Origin of the sequence: Euzebyella saccharophila (genome assembly GCF_014855495.1) — a bacterium.
GTDB lineage: Bacteria > Bacteroidota > Bacteroidia > Flavobacteriales > Flavobacteriaceae > Euzebyella > Euzebyella saccharophila.
In genome coordinates this window covers 81,494-102,820 of sequence record NZ_JACYFJ010000003.1, presented here as the reverse complement: position 1 = coordinate 102,820, position 21,327 = coordinate 81,494, and the positions used below count along the sequence as shown (strand labels likewise).

Here is a 21,327-nt window from a genome sequence, read left to right as displayed (position 1 = left end):
AAAATTTTTCATTGTGGTATCAATTATTTTGAACTTTTCATGCTCTGAAAAAGAACAGGTCGAGAAAGTCAATGATACAAGCCCTCTATTCACCGTGTTGAGTATGGAAGAGACAGGCCTCAACTTTAATAATAAGCTTGAAGAATCCACCACTATGAACGGATTTTACTATGAATACTTCTATAATGGTGGCGGGGTTGCGGTTGCTGATTTTAACAACGACGGGCTACAAGATATCTATTTCGTCAGCAACCTTCGAACCAACAAACTATACCTTAATAAAGGCGGCCTGAAATTTAAGAATGTAAGTGTTAAGGCCAATGCCCAAGGCAGTGGAGGTTTCCCAACTGGCGTGACCGTTGTGGATATCAATAACGATGGTCTCAAAGATATCTACATCCTAAAATCGGGCCGATTTGAAACTGATGAACCATTACGGAACGAACTGCTAATAAATAAAGGGCCTGATGAAAATAATATTCCAATTTTCGAGGAAAGTGCCCAAGACTTTGGATTGGATCTTCCGCATTATTCTACCCAAGCCTCATTTTTCGACTATGATCGCGATGGCGATTTGGACATGTTTCTTGTTAATCACAACATCGAAATCTATGAAATCGACGACATTGAAGAAATCCGAAAAGGACAGTCCGCGAAAATCGGAGAGAAATTATATCGAAACGATAATGGGCAATTTGTAAACGTCACTGAGAAAGCAGGTATAATAAGTAACAATTTGGGTTTTGGCCTTGGAGTAGCCATAGGAGATGTCAATAATGATGGTTGGCCTGATGTGTATACTAGTAACGATTATTATCAAAAAGACCATCTCTATCTCAATAATCAGGATGGTACGTTTACCGAGACTTCATTGGTGTCATTTAACCACATGTCCACCTTTTCCATGGGTAGCGACATTGCCGATATTAATAATGACGGGCTAATGGATTTGGTTTCTCTAGACATGATGGCAGAAGACAACTATACACAAAAAACGAGTATGAGCGGGATGAATGTCGCCGATTTCTATATGATAGAGAATTTGGGTCTTCACCGACAATATATGTACAATGCACTACAAGTTAATAATGGAACTTTTCCGAAAACCGATATTCCCGCCTTTTCTGATGTGGCCCAAATGGCCGGAATATCAAGTACCGATTGGAGCTGGGCGCCTTTATTGTTCGATATGGATAATGATGGATACCGAGATTTGTTTGTATCCAACGGTATAAAAAGAGATTTTAGGAATAACGATTTTCTCATTTACTTGGAAAAGAAATATCAGGAAGGTGTAAGAAAGAAAAAGGTAGACTTGGCAAAACATGTTAATGATTTGCTGGAAAGACTTCCTGAAAGAGGGAAAAAAAATTATCTCTACCTGAATAAGGGTGATTTAAGCTTCAGAAAGATTGATTTAAAACAGCCTACTACATATTCCAATGGAGCCGCCTATGCTGATTTTGATAATGATGGCGATCTTGACATCGTAGTAAACAATACGGACGACTTTGTCCACCTCTATCGAAACAACCAAAGTAACAACAATTTTCTTCAAGTAAATCTAAAGGGACCTGCGAAGAATATTGATGGTATTGGGGCACGAATCGAAGTGGTTATTGACGAGAGCACATTGACGGCAGAAAACTACTTCACAAGAGGCTTTCAATCTGCTATGGCCGTACCCCTACATTTTGGTCTGGGTGATAGCAAAGTTGATAGTATAAAAGTGATATGGCCCGATGGGAAATATCAAATGTTGAGCGATGTGGAATCAAATACCATAGTAACTATAGCCTATGATCCAAGCCGTGCAAAAAAAATTGAAAATGACGAAAACAATTACAATTTTAAGGATGTCACTGAGGTCAACGGAATCGATTTCAAACATGAGGAAAACGATTATAACGATTTTGACCTTGAATCTTTATTGCCTCACAAGATGTCACAGTTTGGCCCGTGTCTTTCAGTAAGCGATGTAAATAATGACGGACTTGAAGATTTCTATATCGGCGGGGCGATGGGTCAGGCTGCCGCCCTTTTTCTACAAACAACTAACGAAGGTTTCAAGAAAATATCAGTTCCCGCATTTAACCGTGATAGGCAACATGAAGATACGGGTAGTTTATTTCTGGATGCCGATGGCGACGGTGACCAAGACTTGTATGTAGTAAGTGGGGGTAATGAAATGAAAACGGAAAGTGCATACTACCAAGACCGCTTTTATAAAAATGATGGACAAGGCAATTTTACTAGAGTTTCTAAGGCAATTCCCGATATAGTTACCAGTGGACAAGCCATAACCGCACTGGATTTTGATAAGGATGGAGATTTAGACCTCTTTGTCGGGTCTCGGGTGAAACCGAGAAATTACGGATATTCTGGTAAAAGCTATTTATTGGAAAATACTTCAACAGCCGAAAAAATACGATTTGAGGATGTCACTACCTCACTGCTTCCTGAATTGTTGGATTTCGGGATGGTAACCGATGTGTTATGGGTTGATTTGGACGGCAAAGGCGGAGAAGAGTTGATACTTTCCCAAGAGTGGGGAAATATACAAGCCTTTTCAATGCAAAACGGAAAGTTTGTAAGTGTTTCGGAAAAATTCAGTTTGAACGATAATGTAGGTTGGTGGAATAGCCTTGCCGCAGATGATATTGATAATGATGGAGACATCGACCTTATTGCGGGTAACCTTGGCCTGAACTACAAATACAAAGCCACTCAAGACGAGCCCTTCCATTTATACTTAAACGATTTTGACGGCAATAATACTAACGATATCGTCTTGGGTTATGAGCAAGATAACACACTTTATCCATTGCGAGGAAGGGAATGCACATCAAATCAAATGCCTTTCGTCAAGAAAAAATTCAAGACCTACGAAGAATTTGGGAAGGCCAGTTTGCAAGATGTTTTTGGTGAAGCCCTTGACAATTCAATCCATAGGGCGGCCACCAATTTTGCGAGTTCCATTCTTGAAAATACAGGAAATAAAGGATTTGAATTCAAGCCCTTACCAAACCCGGTGCAAATATCATCAATAAACAAAATTATTACTAGAACTAGAAAAGAGGGACAGAAATCTGATCTTATACTTCTTGGCAATATGTACGGTTCTGAGGTAGAAACGCCACGAAACGATGCCAGTTACGGTCATTATTTGAAAAATATGGGCAATGGAAAATACCAGACTCTGGCCGCTCAAAAATCAGGATTATATGTGAGAGGCGATGTGCGTGGTGCTGCTTTTATATCATTAGGAAGTGAAAAGAAAGAGGCATTGTTAATCGCTAGAAATAATGCCCGCTTAATGCTTCTCGAATTATAATAAAAATCTATTCTGGCTAAAATTCAAATTTGATTTCATCCGTAGAGAATTACAAATACATTTTATCTGTAGCCTTACCTTTTTATTTCTTTCCATACTTGTGTGCCGATTATTACTAAATACCGGGTTATTTTCATTTTTTAATATTTAAACATTAGCTGATGGCCCCATAAAAATTCTTAAAAAATTATATATAATTAAATAGAAATCGTTTTGAGTCGTTTTGAATTCATTTTGTATTTTTAAGATGCGAAACCGTCAAAACGCCAAGGCACATGTCCTTAGACGTGTCCGTTTTTAGAAAAAATATTGTAATAAGCTGATTTACAAATGAGTGTGGCTGTTGGTTCTAACTCTGCCACCCCGACTTTAACATTTTGTTAACATTTAAACCCTGATAATCAATTGATTATCAGGGTTTTGTTTTATACGAACTTTTTATAAAATGTACTTTTTCACTCTAAAATCATCTTAAGGCGTTAACAAATCCGTCAACAAATACTTTCAATTTTATTAACCTTCTATAAACAGAGGGCTCTAGAAATAGGTTTATCGGGAAACAAGGATTCGAACTATTTTTTTAATTATCACTTTGCTACAACCAGTTTATACTACCTAAAGTTTATTTTTTATCAATGAGGGGCAGGGGATAGTTTAATTTTGGTTTATAAAGTAGCTAAGAACCAGATTTTTGAAATTTTAAATAGTAGAAAATAGATTAAAAAATATAAATGAAGTTGCGAAGAGATGGACTTTATTCTTGATTTTGACTTGCAATGAAGAGTTCCTTCCCAGTCCCGATAGCGATCGGGACGGGAAGAGTTAGCGTAATGGAAAGTTAAAAGCGGGGATTGTGTCCAAGACGAATTGGGACGAAGCTTATTTCCCGTAATGGAGAGTAACGGAATGGAGTGGGGAATATGCTGAGGAATGGTTTAACTAGAGGAGACTATAAGAATTATTATATCATATTGAACATGATCATAATACTAATGAAATAATACTTTGTCATTTAAAACGAGAGTATCTATAAATTAAATTATAAACAAAATAAAATACTGTAAATTGGAAAGTATAATCAATTGTTACTCGTAATACTTAAACGTAGAAACAAAAAATGAAGAAAATTGTCAATAATCAAGAGCTTGAATTAATTTATAAAAGTGGAAACGGTGCTTGGACATACCATCTTGTCATTCCTAATACAGCCGATATAGATGGAGCTTGGGGTTCGCTAAAAGTATCTGGATTGATTGATGATTACGAGTTGAAGGAAATGAATTTGGCACCAAGGAAAGAAGAGGACAAAATGATTTCAATAAACCAAAAAATCAGAAATGAAATAGGTAAGACTGGTGGTGATAAAGTTACAGTTACGCTATATCTACATACAAATGATAAAATTAATAAGAATTCGGAAATTCTTAAATGTTTTGAAGATGCAGGCCTACTGGACTCTTTCAAATCATTAAGTAAAGATGATCAAGATGAAATTATAAATGATATTACTTCAAAAAAAACAGAGGCCAAACAAATTGAACAAATAAACCACTATATCAACCAATTACTCAATGGGAAAAATTAAGTGATTAATGGTAAAAGATATTTTGTGAAAATTTATAAAATATTAAGTGAAGGCTATAATTTATTTACTGAAACTGACAACGTAGGGGATGCCAATGGATTGAATAGTACAGTTTTCAAAAACTTTGTTTCCATTATGCCTTAGGTAATGATATATAAAAATCAGGGATTAATAGATTGTATCCGTTTACGAAAAGGCTACTACACCAGAGGAAATTGTGGAGTTTGAAAGACAAATTTATTTTAGTGGCAGTTTCGGTTCTAGTTCAAATTCCGAAATTCACTAGGCGAATGTCCTACCCTTTGTTTAAAGAGCCTTGTGAAATGTTGTGGATATTTAAACCCTAATTCATATGCTATCTCACTTAAAGATTTTGATGGGTCAAATACGCGTTCCTTAGCAACTTCTATCAGCTTGTTCTGGATGTACTCTTGGGCAGATTTTCCAGTTTCCTTTTTCACCAAATCTCCAAAATAGTTGGGCGAAAGGTGCAAGCGATCTGCAAAGTAACCCACAGTTGGAGTACCATGCTTTTGTGGTTTATCTGATGAAAAGTACTGGCTCAGCAAAACATCGAATCTCTCCAAAGAACCTATATTTTCTATCTCTCGTGTAATGAATTGTCTATCATAAAAACGAGTGCAATAATCCAAAAAGAGTTCAATGTTGGCTACGATCAACTTTTTACTGTGCTTGTCCAAGTTTTGTTCCAACTCAAACTGTATTTTTTCAAGTAGACTTAGAATTACCTTTCGTTCTTTGGCCGAAAGGTGCAGCGCTTCATTGCTTGAATAGGAGAAAAAACTATAGCTATGTAATTTTTTGCCCAATTCCGTACCTATCAATAAATCAGGGTGGAATAGTATTGCATACCCCTTGGGCACATAATTAGGGTCAAAACCACTTAATTCAATAGTTTGGCCGGGAGCCATAAAGACAAGGGTTCCCTCATCATAATCATAGGGTTTACCCCCGTATTGCATTTTGCATCCCTTGGCATCCTTCAAGAAAACAGCATAGCAATTATAATGAAAGGCATCATAGTCTTTGTTTTCGTAGCCTTCTTTGTTTACGTTCTCAAAATCAACAATACCCACCAAAGGGTGCAACACCTCTTGTTTTCTCAAATTAAGATAATCTCCAACGGTATTTATGTGCAATACATTTTTCATTGACTTCTAACTTTTAGTTAAAGATAGGCCATTGATTACCAGTTATTCAAGCGGTTGGCGTAAAATCTGTAATAGTGGTAGGTATAACCGTAATTTGGGTAAGTTCAAGCATGTGAACAACCTATACTTTTGAATAAAATTCTTTACCAATACCTTGAGTCACTTGAACAACAAATGAACTTTAATGAAAAAACAGTTTCACCATTTACAATTGATTACTCTTTATATATTTTGTATGTTACCCGTGTTGGTATGGGGGCAATTGGAATATAAACCGTTTCTGGATGATTTTAAAGGTACAGCAAGTGTTACCCATAATGGTATTTCATTGGTACCCTCCTTCTCTTTAGGCGAACCCGCAGCCATTTTTGATGTAAAAATGACCAAGGGAAAATTCAGTTTTGAACCCGATATGCGATTTGCATTGGAAGGTAAGCCATGGTCCTTTTTATTTTGGTTTCGGTACAAGGCAATTCAAAAGCAACGTTTTTCGTTGCGGATTGGGGCGCATCCTGCATTGAATTTTAGAACGGTCAATATCATTCGGAATGGGGCCAACGAGGAATTGATAGAATCTCGACGCTTTTTGGCATCCGAAATTGTACCCAATTATAAAATTTCTGATAAAGTAAGTGTAGGAATGTACTACCTTACAGCAAGAGGCTTTGATGAAGGACTTAGAAGTTCAGATTTTTTAACAGTTAACGCATCTTTCACAAATTTGTCCATATCAGAAAAGTTATATTTCAATGTATCTCCCCAGGCCTATTACTTGCGTCTTGACGACAAAACGGGATATTATGTTGTTGCTTTTATAACATTGGCAAAAAAGGATTTTCCACTTTCCATTTCATCGATTTTGAACAAAGCTATAGACACGCAAATAGTTCCAGAGGATGATTTTATTTGGAACATATCCTTGAACTATAGTTTTGGCGGAAATAAAAAAGTCCCTAAAAAGAGCGTCCAGAAAATTTAGTGCCAATATATTTCATTCACTGTCCTGTAAAAAAATATAAAAAATGAAAACACGAACACTAGGAAAGAATCTGAAAGTATCGGAAATCGGTCTCGGTTGTATGGGGATGAGTTTTGGATATGGCCCTGCGAAGGACGAAAAGGAAATGATTCAAGTCGTCCGAAAAGCAGTTGAAATGGGGGTAACCTTTTTTGATACCGCCGAAGTGTACGGACCCTACTTTAATGAAGAATTGGTAGGAAAGGCTTTGAATCCTTTTAAGAACCAAGTACAAATAGCGACAAAATTTGGTTTTGGTTATCAAGATGGAAAAGTGACGGGCTTGGATAGTAGTCCTGGAACCATTCGAAATATGGTGGATGCTTCCTTACAGCGTTTACAGGTAGATACTATAGATTTATTGTATCAGCATCGGGTTGATCCAAAGGTTCCCATTGAGGAAGTTGCGGGTACGGTTAAGGATTTGATAGCTGAGGGAAAAGTGCAACATTTTGGACTTTCCGAAGCAGGTGTCGAAGTAATCAAAAGAGCACATTCGGAGCAACCGGTTACTTCCTTGCAAAGCGAATATTCATTGTTTTGGCGGGAGCCGGAAGAAGAAATCATGCCCGTATTGGAAGCATTGGGTATCGGTTTTGTACCTTTTAGTCCCTTGGGGAAAGGATTTTTGACAGGCAAAATAGATAGGAACGCCAGTTTTTCCGATAATGATTTTAGAAGTACCGTGCCTCGATTTTCCAAAGAGAACCTGAGGGATAATTTTGCTTTGGTAGATTTGGTTACGGCTTTTGCCAAGGAAAAAGAGGCCACTCCGGCACAAGTTGCTTTGGCTTGGATCCTTTACCAAAAACCATGGATCGTACCCATTCCCGGTACTACAAAGTCTTCAAGGCTGGAAGAAAATTTAGGGGCGACCGGTATTACTTTTACAGATGGGGAACTGCAACAAATTACAGAGACCACCTCAAAGATTGATTTGGTGGGTGAACGCTATTCCGAAGCGAACCAGAAAATGATAAACCGCTAGTAAGTAGCGAAAAATTAAAAATAATAGCAAAAGGATGAAACAGCTTATAACAATTGGTATTGCCATAGTGATTACTGCGTTTCTTGGCGTCACAAATCAAGTGAATGCCCAATCCAAGGATAATACAACCGTGAATTTGGATGCGAAGCAACAATCCATAATTGCCATTGCCTCACTCACCGCAAAAGGCGACCTGCAAACTTTGGAATCCGCTTTAACGGAAGGTCTGGATGCAGGATTGACCGTAAGAGAAATCAAGGAAGTTATGGTGCATCTATATGCCTATTGTGGTTTTCCAAGGAGCTTACGTGGTTTACGGACATTTATCAAAGTTTTGGACGAACGCAAGACCGAAGGAGTTGAAGATCAGCTAGGAGCGGAAGCTACCCCAATAGAAGATAACCGTACAAAATATGAACGGGGAAAAGCGAATCTGGAAGCGTTGGTAAAGGCAAAATTGGACGGCCCACCAGCCGATTATGCCCAATTCGCCCCGATTATCGAAGTCTTTTTGAAGGAGCATCTGTTTGCGGATATTTTCGACAGAGACATTTTGGATTATCGGCAAAGGGAACTGGTCACGGTTTCCGTTCTGGCAACCATCGGCGGTGTGGAGCCTATGCTGCATTCGCACATGAACATCTGTTTGATTCAAGGAATTGCGCCAATTCAATTAAAGGAATTGATGGATGTGGTGGGGAAAAATGTAGATCAAGAAAAAATCGATTCGGCCAAAAAAGTATTGAACGAATTATTGGAATCTAAAAAGCAGTAAGGAAATGAAATATTTAGGATTATTTATTTTAATGAGTATGCTATCAATACATCAGACGATTAGGGCACAAAGCGAGAAAAATCCTTTTGGATTGGTATATGAGGGAGCAATTACGGAGAATGTGGATGGAAAAGTCAACATACTTCCCGTTAGGTATAAACTGAACGGAATCGATATTGCGGCAAATGTTTATACACCAGCCAATTATGACCGAACAAAGAAATATCCGGCAATAACAATTGCACATCCTAACGGAGGGATAAAAGAACAGACAGCAGGCCTATATGCACAGCATTTGGCAGAGGCCGGTTATATTACCATTACGGCAGATGCTGCCTATCAGGGTGCAAGTGGGGGCCAGCCACGCCATATGGACAAACCCCAATTTCGTACAGAAGATATCCGAGGAATGGCCGATTTTATTTCACAGTATCCTGGGGTCGATAGAGAACATTTAGGTGCTTTGGGCATTTGTGGCGGCGGAGGCTATACGTTGAAAGCGGTTCAATCCGATAAACGGTTTAAAGCAGTGGCAACCCTGAGTATGTTCAATACAGGAATTGTACGAAAAAATGGCTTTTTGAATTCGCAGATTTCGACCATTCAAGAAAGGCTAAAGCAAGCTTCAAAGGCAAGAGAACAGGAGGCTGGAGGCGGCGAAATTGTTTATTCCGGAGTAGACGGTATTACCGACGAAGAACTAGCAAAAGTTTCAACGCTTTTTTATCGTCAAGGCTATGAATATTATTTTAGGACCCACGCCCACCCCAATTCGACGTTTCTTTACACTACAAGCAGTTTAATGGATTTAATGGCCTGGAATGCTACCGACGATATTGAGCTCATAGACCAACCTTTATTAATGATTGCTGGCAGCAATGCCCAAACATTATATTTGACCTTGGATGCTTTTCCAAAGGCGACCAATGCGAAAAGCAAGGAATTGTTCCTTATCGAAGGTGCAACGCATATAGAAACCTATTGGAAGCCAGAATATGTGAATCAAGCAGTAAATAAATTAGTGGACTTTTACCAAAACCATCTTTCAACTACAGACCTATGAACAGAAAAAATCTTTTAGCGATTATATTGATGGGAACATTTATATTTTCCTGCAAGCAAGCAGCCGAGAAAAATCAAACCGTCGATTTGAATTCCCAACAAGAATTGATTTTCCCTAAAGGGGAAAAGGTCACGAACAATAATTTCATTGGGGATGTATGGGTACATATGCAAGTGATGGCGGATAGTGTGAACCAAAATTCAGTTGGAACGGTAACCTTTGATCCCGGGGCTAGGTCCAACTGGCATTCACATCCCAACGGACAGATTATTATGTCTTTAGATGGCGAAGGCTATTATCAGGAAAAAGGTAGTGAGAAAAGAATACTACGAAAAGGCGATGTGGTCAAATGCCCTGCAAACACCCCGCATTGGCACGGTGCAAGCGCAGAAAAACAGTTCATACAAATAGCTATAACAAGCAGAGTTGACGGTCCAACGGAATGGCTAGATCCTGTGACCGAAGAACAATATTTAAATGGAAATTAAGAAGTACCTCTATACTTTTAAATTAATAAAACCTTAGTGATGAAAAATATCAAGACAACATTGTTATTGCTTTTAATTGTTCAATTATTGGTAAATGATGCTTACGCTCAAAAGCAGCCCATAACCCTTGTAGAGCAAGGCAGTTTTACCGTGGGTGGTAGCGTTAAAACCAGCCCTGGTACTTTTGACCCAGTTGCCCATGGCGCATTTAATCCTTCCAATCAGGCTACCGAAGGACAAACCTTGCATGGAGACCATGCCACTGTTTTTTATCAAATTCCTGATAGTGCAAAAAAATTACCCTTGGTTTTTTGGCATGGGTATGGACAGAGCATGCGTACCTGGCAAACGACCCCAGATGGCAGGGAGGGATTTCAAACGCTATTTTTAAGGCGTAATTTTCCCATATACCTTATTGACCAGCCCCGTAGAGGATTATCAGGAAGGAGCACGGAACCTACTACGATTTCAGCAGCCACGGATGATCAGTTGTGGTTTGGGATATTTAGATTGGGAACGGGAAGCACATTTTATCCAGATGTTCAGTTTTCTGATGATCCAGAAGCGCTGAACCAGTTCTTTAGGCAAATTACCCCGGATACGGGACCATTGAACATTAACCTTAACATAGAGGCGGTTTCCAAGCTGTTCGATAAGATTGGACCAGGTGTTTTGGTTACCCATTCCCATAGTGGCGGCCAAGGTTGGTTGACGGCCTTAAAAAATGGGAACATCAAAGGCATTGCATCCTATGAACCCGGTAGTAATTTTGTCTTTCCAGAAGGCGAAGTTCCTGAGACCATACCCTATGTGGGAGGGGCTTTAAGTGCGAGAAGCGTACCCATGGCAGCGTTTAAACGATTGACGGAAATACCCATTGTTATTTATTATGGGGATTATATACCCAACGAACCTGTAGCGCACCCTGGACAGGAACAATGGCGTGCCGCCTTACAAATGGCAAAACTATGGACGGCAACGGTGAACAAGCATGGGGGTGATGCCACCTTGGTACACCTTCCAGAAAAGGGTCTTAAGGGAAATACGCACTTTCCGATGTCCGACCTGAACAATGAAAAGGTAGCCGTACTGTTAGCGGAATGGCTAAAAGAAAAAGGGTTGGATTAAAATTGCACTATGCTGACTAAAAAATTGGGGCTCTTATTGGTATTACTACATCTGTCTTTACTTGGTTTCGGGCAAAGCGATGATGCCCTAAAAACGGATTCTGATCGAGGGAAAATGATGGTTCGCATTGCGGAACTTGAAATTGGGACGGACTATCTGGATGAATATTTGGAGATACTCAAAGAGGAATCGGAAGCATCACTTAGGCTGGAGCCCGGGGTAATCTGCATTTACCCCATGTTTCAAAAGCAAAATCTTACACAGATACGACTTTTGGAAATTTATGCCAATAAGGAGGCTTACGAATTGCATTTGAAAACACCTCATTTTCAAAAGTATAAAACAACCACAGCAGAAATGGTAAAAGATTTAAAACTGATTGATATGGAAGCTATTGATCCTGAATCGATGTCGATGGTTTTTAAAAAATACAAGTTCTAGTTCGAAATGGGCGAATAACTTTGGATGCTGGAAACTATTAGTTCAACATGCGATACTCCTGAGGGATATACCCCACCATTTTCTTAAAAAGTCTTTTGAAATGCTGTGGATATTTAAAACCAAGGTCGCATGCAATTTTATTTAACGATTTATCAGGGGTCGGATATTTTTTGTTTCGCTACATGAATAAGGTTGCACTGAATGTTTTTCTTTCATCTAATTTCTTTCAGTTAAATCAAGTTCACCATTCAGTGGGTACCCTGTACCTAAATTTAAATTCGGAACAATAATCATCGACCCATATCTAATCTTTTGTGTTGGACAGAGAAGAAAACTATTGTTCGAATTTAGTTAATACTTTGTGAACAAAGGGTTTATACCCCTGTAATCCGTAATAATGGTAGGTGAATCCGTAATTGTGGTAAGCCTATCCTATGAATTATACCATAGCTTTGGAAAAGGTAATTTATAATCTAAATCAATTAAATAAAACAAAATGAGAGTATTATTGATAGGCTTGTTTATAGGTATGCTAAGCATATCTTCCTTTGCGCAAGAAGCTATTTTTCCCATGGGGGCAAAAGCGAAAAACGTACACCATACCGGTGATATTTGGCTTACGCATGTTGTAGATGCTGATGAAACTTTTAAACATAACGTAGCCCAAGCGGTTTCAGCACCTGGAGCATTTCTTAACTGGCATTTACATCCAGACGGCCAACAATTGTTGATCACTAACGGCGTTGGTTTTTATCAGGAAAAAGGAAAGGAAGTACAAGTAGTGCGCGCTGGTGATGTAATCAAATGCCTTCCCAATGTAGAACATTGGCATGGTGCCACTCCTAAAAGTGCAGTAACCTATTTGGCGATAGGCGGGCCTACACCTACCCAATGGACAGATGAACTTAGTGTTGAGGATTATAACAACATACCGCTTCCTGAAATTAACAATTCAAGTCTTGAAAATGAGATCAAGGAACTTTCCAAAGCCAAATGGAAATGGATGGCCGAAAAGGATGTGAACAAGTTGGCCAATCTGTTTCATGACAAATCAAGGTTTGTACACATGAGCGGCTCCTGGAAAAAAGACAGGGAATTGGAAATCATCGAGACGGGAAGCATTTGGTATAAAAATGCCGATGTACACGATGTGGTCGTGGAAACTTTTGATGACAATACCGTGGTACTTTGGAACAGAATAACACTTACGGCCCATGTTCGTGGTAACGATGTATCCAATGAATTTACCGTGACCGAATTCTATAAAAAAGAAGGCGACGATTGGAAATTATTGGACCTTACCTTTAGCAGCGTTCGTGATACCCATGAAATTGCGCATTAATACTTCAGAACAAATAATTTATAAAAATGAACAGGAAAATAATACTAAGTCTATTAGTTATGCTCATCACAGGAAAAGTCGCCCTTGCCCAATCGACTGATTTAGAAAAGGAAATCAGAGAGCTGTCCATCCATAAATGGCAATGGATGGCCGATAAGGATGCCGATAAATTGGAAGGCCTTTTTCATGATAAAGCCAAGTTCGTCCACATGGGCGGCACATGGGGAAAGGACCGCGAAGTAGAAATCATTAGAGGTGGGTTCATCCACTATAAAAAAGCTGATGTCCATGAAGTCATGGTCGAAGTCTTGAATGATAATACCGTTATACTTTGGAACCAAATTACACTCTTGGCCGTAGTAGGCAGTAATGAAGTGACCAATCCCTTTATGGTAACGGAGGTTTATGTAAAGGAGGATAACACTTGGAAATTGGCCGATCTGACCTTTAGCAAAACAATGACAAGGGAATAACTTGAACAACGCAACTTAATAAACACTCAAATGAAAAAATACATATTAGGATTGTTGGTACTCCTTGGAGTTACTATTTCCGCGCAAGAAAGTACACCCAAAGTAAAGACCGAATTAGGGGTAATTCGAGGCGTCTATGAAGATGGTGTAGCTAGTTTTAAAGGAATACCCTTTGCGGCTCCTCCAGTTGGTGAGTTTCGTTGGAGAGCCCCTCAACCATTATCCCACTGGGAAGGTGAATTGGATGCTACGGAGTACGGTGCAAACTGCGCACAGTCCGGATGGGGCGGTGCCCCGGGAACCATTAGTGAAGGTTCATCCGAAGATTGCCTGTACCTAAATGTGTGGAAACCCGCTGATGTAAATTCGGGTGCGAACCTGCCGGTCATGGTTTGGATTCATGGTGGAGGCTTTGTTGGAGGAAGTGGTTCCGGAGCTGGAATCGCGGGTGATGAATTTGCGAAGAAGGGAGTGGTTTTAATCACCATTAATTACCGTTTGGGGCGTTTGGGCCATTTTGCATTTCCTGCTTTAAGTGCAGAACATCCTGAAGAACACAAGGGTAGCTATGCTTATATGGATCAGATTGCGGCACTTCAGTGGGTACAAAAGAACATTGCTGCCTTTGGCGGAAATCCAGATAATGTGACAATTTTTGGTTTTTCTGCCGGAGGGGTTTCCGTACATTCTTTGATGACCATTCCAGATGCAAAAGGACTTTTTCATAAAGCCATTAGCGAATCTGGAGGCGCCCGTGACGGAGTACTTACCGGAAGACCGATTAGAGAGGAAAATGCTTCCCCTTTTTATCCCGTTTCCGCGGAGACCACTGGAATTAACTTTGCCAAAAAACACGGAATAGAAGGTACGGATGCCGATGCCTTGGCCAAGCTGCGTGCATTGCCTGTAGAAGAAATTGTGGATAGCGGTCAAGAAACGGATGGTGAAGGAGGCCCTAGAATCTATTCCGGGCCGATTTTGGACGGCAAATTGGTAACGGAAACTGCCGAAAGTGCCTACAACGCTGGTAGACAAATGCAAATACCGTTGATGATCGGTTCTAACAGCGCCGAAATCGGAGGTAGTTTTGTCAACAACAGTAAAACAAAAGAAGAACTATTTTCACTTTTTGGCGAGTTTAAGGAGGAAGCACAAGCTGCCTATGATCCTGATGGAAGTAAAGCATTCGAAGAGGTGATTACCAAGTTCAATACCGATTGGGTGTGGGGAGAACCAGGACGTTTTGCCGCAAGAGCTTTCGCGGAACAAGGTGAACCCACGTTTATTTATCATTTTGGTTTTGTACCCGAACCTATGAAGGAAAGAATGAAATATGGTGCCGGCCATGGTTCCGAAGTTGGCTATGTGTTTAATAATCTTGATGCACGTTGGGGCAATCCCGAGACCACTCCTGAAGATAAAAAAGTGGCGGAAATCATGAATGGGTACTGGGTAAATTTCGCCAAGAACGGAAACCCGAATGGGGATGGATTACCAAACTGGCCAGTCTATACTAAAAATGAAGGTGAAATTATGGATATACAGTTAGATGGTGAAGCCGTTGGAAAACCAGATCCAAGAAAAGCGAGATTGGATGTCATTGAAAAGGGTGTCAAACTCAGAAATAAACTACAATCACGGGGTATTTGACAGAAATAATTCAGAATAATAACGATAATAATTACACTGATGCGCATTCAATTTCCACTATACATAGGAGTACTATTAATCCTGCTTTTAAACAGTTGCACCGAGGAATCCAAAGAAATCTCAAATACTTGGACATCTTATAAAGCGGATGCCAAAGCATCAAGCTATTCCCCATTAGATCAAATCAATGTTTCCAATGTAGGCCAATTGAAGAACGTTTGGACATTTCATGCCAACGATGTCCCTAATGGCGAAGAACCTGCGGCTTCAAGCCAAGCAAATCCTATTATTATTGACGGGGTCATGTATGCCAATTCAAGAAATCAAACAGTCTATGCCATCAATGCCGCAACAGGTGAGCAAGTCTGGCGATACGTGGCGTTGGAAGAAGGCGAACCTAGTGCTGCAAGCAGAGGTGTGACCTATTGGGAAGATGGGGACGATAAACGGATTCTATATTCCGCTGGCAATTACTTGATGGCCATCAATGCGGAAACAGGTGAACTAGTTCCTACATTTGGCGAAAATGGAAGAGTGAACCTGAATGTCGGAGTCCGCGACAACCCCGAAGAAATTTCGGTGACCTTGACGACTCCCGGCAGTATCTTCAAAGACCTCGTTATCATCGGTTCAAGACTGCCTGATTTTTATGGAGCGCCCCCAGGCTACGTTCGTGCCTATAATTCAAAGACCGGGGAACTGGTCTGGACGTTCCATACGATACCACATCCGGGCGAACCGGGCTATGAAACTTGGCCTCCCGACGCCTATAAATATGCCGGTGGAGTCAATTGTTGGGCAGGGATGGCCATTGATACGGAAAAAGGAGTGGTTTTTTTGGCATTGGGTTCCCCATCCTATGATTTTTATGGAGCGGACCGAATAGGTGCCAATCTGTATGGAAATTGCGTTCTAGCCTTGGATGCCGCCACAGGAGCGTATAAATGGCATTTTCAGACCGTACACCATGATATTTGGGATTATGATTTGCCCGCTCCACCTACTTTAGTAACCCTCCAAAAAGACGGAAAGGAAATCGAAGCCGTAGCCCAGACCACCAAACATGGCTTTGTTTTCATACTGGATCGCGAAACTGGCGAATCACTTTACCCCGTGGAAGAACGTAAAGTTCCAGCCTCGAATCTTCCAGGCGAAGTAGCTTATGAGACGCAGCCCTTCCCTATAAAACCAGAACCCTTCGTAAAACAGTTTATGACCGAAGATGATTTAAACCATTATTCCGATGCTGACCACGATTCCATTTTAAAAACATTTCGATCGGTGCGTTATGAAGGTTTGTTCACACCTCCCGATTTAAAGGGAACGATATCATTACCGGCCACCAGAGGGGGAGCCAATTGGGGAGGATCTGCGTATGACCCGGATACCGATTATCTGTATATCCGCGGAAACAATCTGCCTGAAATTCAGACTATCGTGGATGCCGACGAACATTTCAAGGCCCAGAACAACACCCGTTTTGAGCTGGGCCGGGTTACCTATGAGAAACATTGTGTGGCCTGTCATGGTGCTGATAAGAAAGGAGCAATGGAAGATGTGCCCTCCTTGGTCGATTTAAAAAAACGATTGTCAGAAAACGAAACCCTATTGAAAATTCAGCAAGGTGGTGGTAAAATGCCAGGTTACAAAGGAGTGATTACTGCGCGGGAAGAAAACGGGATTATTGCTTTTCTATTCGACATGAAAGATGCAACAATAGATGCCCCAAAAATAACGGATGGGGAAGAAAAATCGAACAGGTTTATGAACATCACACCGTATAGAACATGGAGCGACCCTAGTGGCAACCCGGCAATGAAAGCCCCATGGAACACCCTGAACGCTTTAAACCTTAATACCGGGGAATACGATTGGCAAATACCCTTGGGCAATGACAAAAAATTACAGGAGGAAGGCGGACCGGACACAGGTTTGTTGGCGCGCTCTGGACCGATGGTAACGGCAGGAGGACTTATATTCATAAGTGGTGCAGCCGATAAGAAATTATGGGCGATTGACAAAAAATCAGGGCAGGTAGTTTGGGAAACAGAATTGCCCGCTGCCAATAATGCGAACGTATGCTCGTATGTATTGGATGGTAAACAATATGTTGCGCTTTCTGTTGGCGGCACTAAGGAAAACCCTTCGGGATCTATTATGGCTTTTGCGCTGCCATAGCGATTGTAAAATGTTTTAGTTACTTAAAAAAATAATATATTTTGAAACTTAATAAACCTTTACTTTTCTTAGTTTTTGGGATTATCATAGTTCAGCAGGGATTTTCTCAAACCAATCGGGTAATTGACCTATTCCCTGAGGGAACGGTTTTACATAGCAATATCAATTATGCCAACGACGCAGTGCAAAAACATTTGTTGGATATCTATTTGCCCCAAAAAGTATCCGGTAAAATACCCTTGGTTGTTTTTGTGCATGGCGGCGGTTGGTTGGTCAACGACAAATACGCCGATATCGGTTATATGAAAGAAACCGTGGCTGAAACTGTTTCTAAAGGTTTTGCTTTGGCTTCCATAGATTACCGTTTTGCAACCCAAGGTGTTTTTCCTGCCCAAATACAGGATTGTAACCGTGCGGTTTCCTTCTTGGTCGATAATGCCGATACGTATGGTTTCGATAAAGACCGAATCGCCGTAATGGGATTTTCAGCAGGCGGGCATTTGGCCTCCTTGATGGGACTTTCAAAAAATAACGATATTCCCGATTTCTTTGTGCCGAAAACCACTAAAGCGTTTGATTTTAAGGCCGTGGTGGATTTCTACGGACCCGCCGAACTGATTTTATTCCCAGGGGCCAATGATGCCAAATCGCCTGAAGCTTTATTGATTGGTGCTCCTCCACTTGATAGACCAGACTTAGCCAAGAAGGCAAGTCCGGTAACCTATGTGGATGAAAACGATCCTCCTTTTCTGATTGTTCATGGGGAAAAGGATGATTTGGTTTCGCCCAGGCAATCCCAACTTTTGAGTTCATGGTTGACGGTGAATGGTGTTGAAAACGAATTGATCGTGGTTAAGAATGCCCCACATTTTGGAGAAATGTTCGATGTGGAACATATACGGACAAAGGTTATTGCTTTTTTGCAAAGACATCTATAGAATTGAGTACTAATTAGTAAAGTAAATGTGTATGAAAGCGAAGGAAAATAATTTGGATAGAAGAAATTTTATATCGAAATCTGCCCTTCTGGGAGCGGGTATGGTGGCAGGCCCAATGGCCTTTGCCAATGGGAAAAATTCACCTGGTACAATTGAGGGTTTAAAAGCAGCTTCCAACCCTGAAAAGCGGATGTTGGGCGCATTGGAAGTATCGCCAATTGGGTTGGGTTGTATGAGCATGAAAAGTGGCAGCTACAATCCACCAAGAGATACCAAGGATATGATTCCCGTAATTCGTGGGGCTTATGATTTGGGCGTTACCTTTTTTGATACTGCCGAAGTGTACGGCCCATTTACTGATGAGGAATTAGTAGGTGAGGCACTGCAACCTATTAGAGACAACGTGGTCATTGCCAGTAAATTCGGGTTTGACTTTTCAAATGGAAATAGGGCAGGTCGAAACAGTAAACCAGAGCATATAAAAAGTGCTGTAGAAGGCATGTTGAAACGCCTTCGTACCGATCGTATCGATTTATTGTATCTGCATCGTTTGGATCCAAACGTTCCGATTGAGGACGTTGCCGGAACGGTTAAGGATTTGATCAAGGAAGGGAAGGCGCTCCATTTTGGACTTTCCGAAGTTTCACCAACGACCATACGAAAGGCCCATGCAGAGCAGCCCGTTGCTGCCCTTCAGAGCGAATACTCCATTATTCAGCGTGCCCTTGAAAATGAAGTAATAGATACCTGTGGAGAATTGGGCATAGGGTTCGTGCCATGGGGACCGGTCTGTCGTGGATTTTTAGGCGATAAGTTCAACGAGCATAGCCGTTTTTCTAGTGACTCCCGCTTATCTCAAGTACCCTATTTTACACCGGAAGCTATTGAAGCACATATGGAGGTACTCAGGCTAGTACGCGAATGGGGTCGAAAAAAGGATGCCACTCCGGCCCAAATAGCATTGGCGTGGGTCATGGCACAAAAACCTTTTATTGTTCCAATTCCCGGAACTACGAAACTGCATCATGTGAAACAGAACCAAGGAGCACTTAACGTTACTTTTTCCGATGCGGAATTAAAGGAATTCAGGAATGCTTTGGAGAAGATACAACTGGTAGGTGTCCGTGGGCCGGAAACTGCCTTGGTAGATCAATAGAAGAATACGTCAAAAAAAACTGTAGTTATCGATATTGAAAATATGGATTCGTCCCTCACAACAAATCAAAAGACCTATATTCAAATAGCCCAAAATTTTTTGATGCAACTGAGCGGACAATTCCCCATTACAGAGGACACACAACCCATAAAGTTGCGCAAAGCCTCAGATTTTGCGGATAATTTAAATATTCATGTAAATCACTTGAATAGGTCCGTCAAGTTGTATACTGGAAAAACGACTACCCAAAATATAAATGAACGTTTTATTCAGGAAGCAAGGGCATTGCTCAAAAGAAATGACTGGTCAATTACTACCATAGCTACAGTCTTAGGATTTAGGGAAGTAAATCATTTTAGCACTTTTTTTAAAAAACATGTAGGACATACGCCAACGGATTACAGAAAATTGAAAATTAAAAAATGATAATATCTCGTTTACTATTTATTATTTTCTTGGTATCCGGATGGTGTAGTGCCCAAGGGACCGTGAACGAAGCGGACAACATATTGATTGTCTATTTATCAAGAACAAACAATACTAAGGTTGTGGCTGAAATGATCCAAGAAAATGTGGGCGGTGATCTGATGGCACTGGAATTAAAAAATCCTTATCCGCAAAACTACAAGTCGATTGTGGCACAAGTGGCCGAAGAAAATCGTACCGGGTTTCTTCCGCTCCTAAAAACACAGATAAATATGGACAAGTATGATACCGTTTTTTTAGGCTTCCCCACATGGGGAATGCAACTGCCTCCACCAATTAAAAGCTTTTTGACCCGGCACGACCTTAAGGATAAAACGGTCATTCCTTTTAACACCAATGCTGGGTACGGTATTGGCAGTACCTTTCGAACGGTGGAAAGCCTTTGCACCGATTGCAACATTTTAGAAGGTTTTTCTGTAACCGGGGGTATTGAGAGAGATGGAATTTACTTGGCCATAAAAGGGAACCGTAAAGTAGAAGTGAAGGAATTACTTGTGAAATGGCTTGAAAAGCTTAAACCCTTGACTGTCAAAAACTAAAAACAATTAGGATTTTGACAAAGTAGGTTAAAACTGTTTGAATTTCGTAAGCAACACCCAATATATAATCTTTATTTTTAAGTAAATTTTTTAAAAATGGCAATATTCAACTTAAACATCAACGGAGAAACGAAAGAAGTCGACGTTGACCCGGCAACACCTATGCTTTGGGTACTAAGAGACCATGTTAAATTAGTGGGTACCAAATATGGTTGTGGTATCGCCCAATGTGGTGCCTGCACGGTGCATTTAGGTGACAACGCGGTACGTTCATGCCAATTACCGGTTTCAGCAGTCGGTGAGCAAAAAATCACGACTATTGAAGGACTTTCTGAGAATGGTGATCACCCTATACAAAAAGCTTGGCTGGAAATCGATGTACCCCAATGCGGATATTGCCAGGCAGGGCAGATAATGTCGGCCTCGGCCTTGTTAAAAAGGAATCCCAATCCGTCGGACGAAGAAATTGAAAGCGCCATGAACGGGAATATCTGTAGGTGTGGTACATACACGCGAATCAAAAAAGCAATAAAAACAGCCGCTAGTTCGGAAAACGTTTAATCAAAAAAATTA

At 40.6% G+C, this 21,327-nt stretch carries 20 protein-coding genes; 18 read left to right on the top strand and 2 right to left on the bottom strand.

All coding sequences use genetic code 11. The annotated features are described in order from the left end of the window. The first annotated feature begins 13 nt into the window (after nt 1–13). Nucleotides 14–3,334, top strand: coding sequence for a VCBS repeat-containing protein (locus IL355_RS11090; RefSeq protein ID WP_192462197.1), 3,321 nt, complete (start codon nt 14–16; stop codon nt 3,332–3,334). A 1,117-nt stretch (nt 3,335–4,451) separates the two neighbouring features. After that, nucleotides 4,452–4,919, top strand: a complete 468-nt coding sequence (locus tag IL355_RS11085) for a DUF1905 domain-containing protein (protein ID WP_192462196.1) — start codon at nt 4,452–4,454, stop codon at nt 4,917–4,919. 260 nt (nt 4,920–5,179) lie between these two features. Here IL355_RS11085 and IL355_RS11080 read toward each other — a convergent pair whose 3' ends face one another. Next, complete coding sequence (locus IL355_RS11080) at nt 5,180–6,091, bottom strand: helix-turn-helix domain-containing protein (RefSeq protein ID WP_192462195.1); 912 nt, start codon at nt 6,089–6,091, stop codon at nt 5,180–5,182. Between the two features lie 184 nt (nt 6,092–6,275). Here IL355_RS11080 and IL355_RS11075 point away from each other — a divergent pair, with 184 nt between their 5' ends. From IL355_RS11075 to IL355_RS11045, 7 genes are read left to right on the top strand one after another with little or no spacing between them, the layout of a single operon-like run. After that, nucleotides 6,276–7,070 (top strand): hypothetical protein, encoded by a 795-nt coding sequence (locus tag IL355_RS11075; protein WP_192462194.1) that lies wholly within the window; start codon nt 6,276–6,278, stop codon nt 7,068–7,070. Between the two features lie 43 nt (nt 7,071–7,113). Continuing rightward, nucleotides 7,114–8,097 carry an aldo/keto reductase gene (locus IL355_RS11070; protein ID WP_192462193.1) on the top strand — a complete coding sequence of 328 codons (984 nt, stop codon included), beginning with the start codon at nt 7,114–7,116 and terminating at the stop codon, nt 8,095–8,097. Nucleotides 8,098–8,131: 34 nt separating this feature from the next. Then, a complete protein-coding gene (locus tag IL355_RS11065) occupies nt 8,132–8,872 on the top strand; it encodes a carboxymuconolactone decarboxylase family protein (RefSeq protein ID WP_192462192.1) in 741 nt (246 codons plus the stop codon). A 4-nt stretch (nt 8,873–8,876) separates the two neighbouring features. Continuing rightward, nucleotides 8,877–9,935 (top strand): alpha/beta hydrolase, encoded by a 1,059-nt coding sequence (locus IL355_RS11060; protein WP_192462191.1) that lies wholly within the window; start codon nt 8,877–8,879, stop codon nt 9,933–9,935. Beyond that, a complete protein-coding gene (locus tag IL355_RS11055) occupies nt 9,932–10,423 on the top strand; it encodes a cupin domain-containing protein (RefSeq protein WP_192462190.1) in 492 nt (163 codons plus the stop codon). The genes IL355_RS11060 and IL355_RS11055 overlap by 4 nt, the downstream gene beginning before the upstream one ends. A gap of 39 nt (nt 10,424–10,462) precedes the next feature. After that, complete coding sequence (locus tag IL355_RS11050; protein ID WP_192462189.1) at nt 10,463–11,551, top strand: alpha/beta hydrolase; 1,089 nt, start codon at nt 10,463–10,465, stop codon at nt 11,549–11,551. Nucleotides 11,552–11,560: 9 nt separating this feature from the next. Further along, nucleotides 11,561–11,992 (top strand): putative quinol monooxygenase, encoded by a 432-nt coding sequence (locus IL355_RS11045; RefSeq protein ID WP_192462188.1) that lies wholly within the window; start codon nt 11,561–11,563, stop codon nt 11,990–11,992. Nucleotides 11,993–12,029: 37 nt separating this feature from the next. On the opposite strand, the gene IL355_RS19320 is transcribed toward IL355_RS11045, so the two are convergent. Then, nucleotides 12,030–12,128, bottom strand: coding sequence for a hypothetical protein (locus IL355_RS19320; RefSeq protein WP_158657220.1), 99 nt, complete (start codon nt 12,126–12,128; stop codon nt 12,030–12,032). A 360-nt stretch (nt 12,129–12,488) separates the two neighbouring features. Between IL355_RS19320 and IL355_RS11035 the strand changes: the two genes are divergently transcribed. The 9 genes from IL355_RS11035 to IL355_RS10995 all read left to right on the top strand — a co-directional run bounded on the left by IL355_RS11035 (nt 12,489) and on the right by IL355_RS10995 (nt 21,315). Continuing rightward, on the top strand, nt 12,489–13,334 hold the full coding sequence (locus tag IL355_RS11035) for a DUF4440 domain-containing protein (RefSeq protein WP_192462187.1): 846 nt from the start codon (nt 12,489–12,491) through the stop codon (nt 13,332–13,334). A 26-nt stretch (nt 13,335–13,360) separates the two neighbouring features. Next, nucleotides 13,361–13,807, top strand: coding sequence for a nuclear transport factor 2 family protein (locus IL355_RS11030; RefSeq protein WP_026810978.1), 447 nt, complete (start codon nt 13,361–13,363; stop codon nt 13,805–13,807). Nucleotides 13,808–13,837: 30 nt separating this feature from the next. Next, on the top strand, nt 13,838–15,457 hold the full coding sequence (locus IL355_RS11025; protein WP_192462186.1) for a carboxylesterase/lipase family protein: 1,620 nt from the start codon (nt 13,838–13,840) through the stop codon (nt 15,455–15,457). Between the two features lie 39 nt (nt 15,458–15,496). After that, a complete protein-coding gene (locus IL355_RS11020; protein ID WP_192462185.1) occupies nt 15,497–17,635 on the top strand; it encodes an outer membrane protein assembly factor BamB family protein in 2,139 nt (712 codons plus the stop codon). A gap of 41 nt (nt 17,636–17,676) precedes the next feature. Then, the gene (locus tag IL355_RS11015; RefSeq protein ID WP_225621208.1) at nt 17,677–18,573 is read left to right on the top strand and encodes an alpha/beta hydrolase; all 897 of its coding nucleotides are present in this window, start codon (nt 17,677–17,679) and stop codon (nt 18,571–18,573) included. 31 nt (nt 18,574–18,604) lie between these two features. After that, nucleotides 18,605–19,729, top strand: coding sequence for an aldo/keto reductase (locus IL355_RS11010; protein ID WP_192462184.1), 1,125 nt, complete (start codon nt 18,605–18,607; stop codon nt 19,727–19,729). Between the two features lie 42 nt (nt 19,730–19,771). Beyond that, on the top strand, nt 19,772–20,155 hold the full coding sequence (locus tag IL355_RS11005; protein ID WP_192462183.1) for a helix-turn-helix domain-containing protein: 384 nt from the start codon (nt 19,772–19,774) through the stop codon (nt 20,153–20,155). Continuing rightward, nucleotides 20,152–20,754, top strand: coding sequence for a flavodoxin (locus tag IL355_RS11000; RefSeq protein WP_192462182.1), 603 nt, complete (start codon nt 20,152–20,154; stop codon nt 20,752–20,754). Before IL355_RS11005 ends, IL355_RS11000 begins: the two co-directional genes overlap by 4 nt. Nucleotides 20,755–20,850: 96 nt before the next feature. After that, nucleotides 20,851–21,315, top strand: coding sequence for a (2Fe-2S)-binding protein (locus IL355_RS10995; protein ID WP_192462181.1), 465 nt, complete (start codon nt 20,851–20,853; stop codon nt 21,313–21,315). The last annotated feature ends 12 nt before the right edge of the window (nt 21,316–21,327 follow it).